General features: G+C 67.9%; 5 protein-coding genes. 2 read left to right on the forward strand and 3 right to left on the reverse strand.

Annotation, left to right across the window (positions count from 1 at the left end):
* Window positions 1-68: 68 nt before the first annotated feature.
* Window positions 69-617 carry a molybdenum cofactor biosynthesis protein B gene (gene moaB / locus RSO01_RS45625; RefSeq protein ID WP_147157271.1) on the reverse strand — a complete coding sequence of 183 codons (549 nt, stop codon included), beginning with the start codon at window positions 615-617 and terminating at the stop codon, window positions 69-71.
* A gap of 58 nt (window positions 618-675) precedes the next feature.
* Here moaB and RSO01_RS45630 point away from each other — a divergent pair, with 58 nt between their 5' ends.
* A complete protein-coding gene (locus tag RSO01_RS45630) occupies window positions 676-1,140 on the forward strand; it encodes a cupin domain-containing protein (protein WP_246159255.1) in 465 nt (154 codons plus the stop codon).
* A gap of 3 nt (window positions 1,141-1,143) precedes the next feature.
* On the opposite strand, the gene RSO01_RS45635 is transcribed toward RSO01_RS45630, so the two are convergent.
* Together RSO01_RS45635 and RSO01_RS45640 are read right to left on the reverse strand one after the other, a co-directional pair.
* Window positions 1,144-1,755 carry a cysteine dioxygenase family protein gene (locus RSO01_RS45635; protein ID WP_147157273.1) on the reverse strand — a complete coding sequence of 204 codons (612 nt, stop codon included), beginning with the start codon at window positions 1,753-1,755 and terminating at the stop codon, window positions 1,144-1,146.
* Between the two features lie 16 nt (window positions 1,756-1,771).
* On the reverse strand, window positions 1,772-3,622 hold the full coding sequence (locus RSO01_RS45640; RefSeq protein ID WP_170303876.1) for a lytic transglycosylase domain-containing protein: 1,851 nt from the start codon (window positions 3,620-3,622) through the stop codon (window positions 1,772-1,774).
* Window positions 3,623-3,697: 75 nt separating this feature from the next.
* Here RSO01_RS45640 and RSO01_RS45645 point away from each other — a divergent pair, with 75 nt between their 5' ends.
* Window positions 3,698-5,899, forward strand: a complete 2,202-nt coding sequence (locus RSO01_RS45645) for a rhodanese-like domain-containing protein (RefSeq protein WP_170303877.1) — start codon at window positions 3,698-3,700, stop codon at window positions 5,897-5,899.
* The last annotated feature ends 50 nt before the right edge of the window (window positions 5,900-5,949 follow it).

The following is a 5,949-nucleotide window of genomic DNA, read 5'->3' on the forward strand; positions in this document are numbered from 1 at the left end:
GAGCGCGCAGGATGCGCGCGGTCCGGAAGAATATGAGCGGGCCTGGAGGCCCGCGGTCCGGCAAGAGATCAACCACTGCGCGGCATCTTGCCTTCGTTCAGCCGCGGCATCAGCTCGGCGAAGTTGCAGGGCCTGAACCGGATGTCGAGCTGCTGGCGTAGAATGTCGTCCCAGCCGTCCTTGCAGGCGCCGGTCGAGCCCGGCAGGGCGAAGATGTAGGTGGCGTTGGCGACGCCGGCGATGGCGCGCGACTGCATGGTCGAGGTGCCGATCTTCTGGAAGGAGATCCAGCGGAAGACCTCGCCGAAGCCTTCGATACGCTTCTCGAACAGGCCTTCCAGCGCCTCGGGCGTGACGTCGCGGCCGGTGACGCCGGTGCCGCCGGTGGTGATGACCGCCTCGACCTGGGGATCGTCGATCCACTTCTTCACCTGGGCGCGGATCTTGTCGACGTCGTCGGTGACGATGGCGCGGTCGGCCAGCACGTGGCCGTCGCGGTTGATGCGCTCGACCAGGGTGTCGCCCGACTTGTCGGTCTCAAGCGTCCGCGTGTCGGAGACGGTGAGCACGGCGATGTTCACCGGCTTGAAGGGTTTGGATTCATCGATCCTGTTCATGGCCGCATCCTACAACCGGCATCTTGCGGCGGCGAGGCCGTGGGCCTAGATGGGAGCCATGACCGATTGGAAACATGACGGCGTTCGGGTCATCCCGGCGGGATCGCTCGACACCAACACCGCACAGACGCCGGGCATGAACCGCGCCGCGGCCATCAATTTCGCCCGCGTCGGCGCCCAGAAGCTGTGGGCCGGCACGGTCACCATCCACGCCCACGCCAAGACCGGCGCCCATCATCACGGGCACCTCGAGAGCGTGATCTACGTCGTGAAGGGCCGCGCCCGCATGCGCTGGGGCGACCAGCTGCAATTCATTGCCGAGGCCGGGCCCGGCGACTTCATCTATGTGCCGCCCTACGTGCCGCACCAGGAGATCAACGCCTCGGACACCGAGCCGCTGGAATGCGTTCTGGTGCGTTCCGACAACGAGGCGGTGGCGATCAACATCGACCTCGAGCCGGCCGAGAAGCCGGAGACGGTATACTGGGTCGATCCGACCCATCCGCATCCGCACAAGCACTAAAGATCAGGACTGCGCCCGCACCTCGGCGGAGCGGTCCCACAGGTTGGGCTGCTCCTTGTTGGTGTAGCCCGACACGAACAGCTTGGGCTCGCCGGTCTTCACATCGAAGGTGTGGCGGCGCACTGCGCCGATGTTGCCGCCGTAGACGTGGATGCTGATCGAGCCCTGGTCGGTCAGCGCGTTCGTCACCTGGTGGATGTCGCCCTCGGCCGGCGACAGGACCTCGACGTCGCCCGGCTTCAGCGCGTTCAGCACGCCGGGCTTGAGCGCGCCGGTTTCGGGATCGGGCGCGAAATGCAGCGAGGTCTCCGAGCCGCGCAGCATGCCGACCATGCCCCACATCTGATGATCGTGCACCGGCGTCACCGCCCCCGGCGCCCACACGAAGCTCACGACGCAGAAGCGTTCGAAGGGGTCGCACCACAGCAGGTTCTGGGCATAGCCGTGCGCCGGTACCTTGGCCATCGATTCAGGCAGCCAGTCGTCGTGCGACACCAGCTCCCCTAGAAGCTTCTGGCCGACCTCGACGATCGCCGCCTCGTCCTTGTCCTGCCACGCGCCACCCACCAGGGAAGTCATGTCTCCGATGAAGCGGCGCAGGCGGTCGATACTCATACTTTCACCCTGGCAATCAACGTCCGGTATCCTGTCCCGAGTAGCGCGGCCATTCGTGCGCCGCGATCTGGTCGAGCGACGGCGTCGGCTGGCCGAGCCTGATCTGGTAGACCCAGTAATTGGTGAGCACGCGCTGCACGAAGTCGCGGGTCTCGTGCAATGGGATCGAGGCGATGTATAGTAGCGGGTCCTGGCTCGCGTTCAGCGAATTGTCCCAGCGGATGACGTTGCCCGGGCCGCCGTTGTAGCCCGCCGCGGTGCGTACCAGGTTGTTATCGACCTCGCCCAGCAGCGAGATGATATAGGCCTGCCCCAACGCCACGTTGTTGGAGGGATCGTAGGGATTGCCGCCCGCCGTCTCCGGCGCATAGCTTTTCGACACCAGCCGCGCCGTGCCCGGCATCAGCTGCATCAGGCCCATGGCGCCGACCGTCGAGCGCGCCTTGGGATTGAACGCCGATTCCTGGCGCATGAAACCCCAGACCAGCGCGCGGTCGAGCGACCAGCCGCCGCTGGGCTGCCACGGCGGCAGCGGGTACATGGCGCCGTCATAGCCCTTGATGTTGTGGCGCTGGTCCCAGTTGGCGTTGCCGACGCGCACCGACAGGCCGGGCAGGTTGGCCTTCAACGCCACCGCCATGACGGTCTCGATATATTGCGGATCGGCGTCGATCGAGGCGCCGAACAGCTCACGCTCGGCCGCAGTCTGGGCGCCGAGCTGGAACAGCGCCAGCGCGCGCCGGCCGGCACGGTCGTTCTTCAGCACGTCGGCGCGGCGGCGGTCGAGCGCCGGCACGTTCCAGTCGGGCTCGATCCGCATGCCGAGCGCCTTCTGCGCGATCAGGCCGTGGAAGGTGCGGCCATGCAGCGCCGCGCGCTTGAGATACGGTGCGAACTTCTGCGGGTTGCCGGCCAGGAGGTTGGCGCGGCCGGCCCAGAACGAACCGGCCGACAAGGTCCAGGACGAGGCCTGGTCGGGCGCAGCATCGGCCACCGCCTCGAAGCGGCGCGCCGCCTCGGCGTAGTTGCCGCCCTTGAAGGCCGCGAGCCCGGCCATCCAGTTGGCGTCGGGCGGCATCGAGACTTCGATCGGCACCTGCACGCCGCGCTGCGAATCAGCTTCCAGCGCACGCGTACGCATGCGGCCCTTCCACAGCTCGACTTCCTGCGGACCCAGCACATCGACCGTCGACTTGCGATCGAGCAAGGCAAAAGCGGCATTGGTGCCGCCATCGTCGGCCATGCCCTGCAGGCGCGCGCGAAGATCGGCGGCCTGGCCGGCATCGGCGCCGCGCGTCGTGCGCGCTGCCGCGAAGGTCGGCGAGGGCTGCGCGAAGCCTATAAAGCTCGCCGGCGTGATCTCGGGCGAGCCCGGCGTGCGGCGCGCCATGGCGAGCTTGTAGATCGCCGGCGCATCGGGATGGTCGTTGTAGTCCTGCAGCCACTGGGCGAGCTCGGGGAACTTCGCCTGGTATTGCGGGCTCAAGAGGCGCTGGGCGCTGACATAGCCCATCAGGGTCTTGTCCTTGACCTGGGCGATGTCGGCGTCGGCCTGGCCGAACTGACCGGCGGCCTGGGCCTGGAAGATGCGGCGGTAGCGGTCGCGCTCCTCGGCGTCGAGCACGGTCGGCAGGTCGGCGACCACGGCCATCTCGTCGAGCTCGATGACCGGCGGCGGCGGCACGAACACCGGCCGGCGCGGCACGATGGTGGGATGCGCGGCTGGACGTGCCGTGGCGGCGGCGGGCTTGGCGGCCACAGCGGGTTTTGCGGGCGGTTTCGGCTTGGTCTGGGTCTGCGCCAGGGCCCCGGCCGCCAGCACCGACACTGCAGCCCCCAGCAGCGCGATCGAGACGACGTATTTCATAGCGATACCGTAGTGGCAGTTGGCATGGGGCGACAAGCGCCGGATGGCTATACTGGCGCCCAAACGGAGGACGAAATGACCCTGCATCAGGAGCGCGCTGCCGCCGTGCGGCGCCTGGTCGACAAGAGCCGTGCCATCGAGAAGGCGGGCGTGACGCGCGCCAACCTGGAGAAGATCGGCGGTTTGCTGGCGTCGCTGGCGGCCCGCGCCGAGCTCTTCCCGCAGGAGGAATTCCCGTTGGGCGCCGACGGCGGGATCTATCGCCTGGCCGAGGACCCCGACCATCGCTTCGCGCTCTACGCCTCGGCCGGCGGCGCCGGCAAGAAGGTGCCGCCGCACAATCACACGACCTGGGCGATCATCGCGGGCGTGCATGGCGCCGAGCGCAACGTCGTCTACGACCGGCTGGACAACGGCGCGCGCGAGGATTTCGTGCAATTGCGCGAGGCGCCAGCCAAGGAGAAGACGCTGCGCCGCGGCGACGTCATCTCCTACTTGCCCGACGATTTCCATCACATCGAGACGCCCGCCGGCTCGGGCAACGCGCTGCATCTTCATTTCTATGGGCTGAGCCTGGAGCACCTGCCCGACCGCGTGTCGGTCGACATGGCGACGGGCAATGCCAAGCGTTTCATGGCCAAGGCCAAGATCCTGACGCCCCTGCTCGAGGTGCAGCAGGTCAAGGCGATGCTGAAGTCCGGCGAGATCTTCGGCTTCTTCGACGTGCGCGAGGAAGGCGAGTTCTCGATCCAGGGCCATCCCCTATTCGCCACGCCGCTGCCGCTGTCGCGGCTGGAGCCGCGCGTGCTCGCCCTGCTGCCCGATCCGCACACCCGCATCGTGCTGATGGACAGCGGCGATGAGGCTGCCGATCCGCAGTGGCTCGGCCGCGCCAACCGGGCGGCGGCGAAGCTGTCGCAGCTCGGCTACACCAACGTCGCCGTCATGAAGGGCGGGCTGAAAGCCTGGCGCGACGCGGGCTACGAGGTCTTCACCGGCGTCAATGTGCCGTCCAAGGCGTTCGGCGAGGTCGTCGAGCACGAGAACGACACGCCGCGCATCGACGCCGCCGACCTGCAGAAGCTCGTCGACGCCAAGACCGACCTGGTGATCCTGGATTCGCGGCCGATGCCGGAATTCAACAACATGTCGATCCCGGGCGGCGTCGACTGCCCCGGCGCCGAGCTGGTCTATCGCGTGAAGGATTTCGCGCCCCGCCCCGAGACGCTGGTGGTGGTGAACTGCGCCGGCCGCACGCGCTCGATCATCGGCGCGCAGTCGCTGATCAATGCCGGCCTGCCCAACAAGGTGATCGCGCTCAAGAACGGCACCATGGGCTGGCACCTCGCCGGCCTGAAGGTGGCGCGCGGCGAGACCAAGAGTTTCGGGCCGCAGGGACCGGAGGCGGCGAAGTTCGCGCAGGCCGCGGCGGCGAACATCGCCAAGAAGATGAACATCAAGAAGATCGACAAGGCCGGCCTCGACAAGCTCGTGGCAAAAGGCGGCCCGCTCTATCGCCTCGACGTGCGCGACCCGGCCGAGTACGCCCAGGGCCATCTGAAAGGCTTCCGCCATGCCGCGGGTGGCCAGCTCGTGCAGGCGACCGACCAGTATGTCGGCGCACGCGGGGCCACCATCGTGCTGCACGACAATGACGGCGTGCGCGCCACCATGACGGCGCACTGGCTGATGCAGATGAACTGGAGCGAGGTCTACGTCCTCGACCACAAGCCGGCCGCCGGCGAGCTCACCACCGAGGCCGAGCCGCGCTTCCCGGCAGGCTTCGCCGTGCCGACGCCCGCGACCGTCGCGCCGGCCGAGCTCAACAAGTCGCTCGAGCAGGCCCTGGTGATCGATCTCGATACCAGCCTGCGCTACCGCGACGGCCATGTGCCCGGCGCCTGGTTCGCCGTGCGCGCCGGCCTCGCCAAGACCATCCCGGAGATGCTGGCCAAGCAGAAAGGTGTGACACGCATCGTGCTGGTCTCGCCCGACGGCGAGATCGCGGCGCTGGCGGCGGCTGAAGCGGCGGACGCGGCGGGCGGATTGCCAGTCGCCGTTCTGGCAGGCGGCATGAAGGCGTGGCGCGCCGCCAAGCTGCCGACCGAGGCGGGACACACGCGGATGGCCGATCCGCCGACCGACGTGTGGTACCGGCCTTATGACTTCAAAGATAATATCGAGGGCGCCATGCGGCAGTACCTCGAATGGGAAGTCGATCTCGTGCCACAGGTGGCCCGTGACGGCGATGCGGCGTTCAACGTGCTGAAGGCGTAGTCTTTACGGGAGCGCGGGCCTCCGGCCCGCTCATGATGATGCGGGCCAGA

Source organism: Reyranella soli (assembly GCF_007992495.1).
GTDB classification, from domain to species: Bacteria; Pseudomonadota; Alphaproteobacteria; order Reyranellales; family Reyranellaceae; genus Reyranella; species Reyranella soli.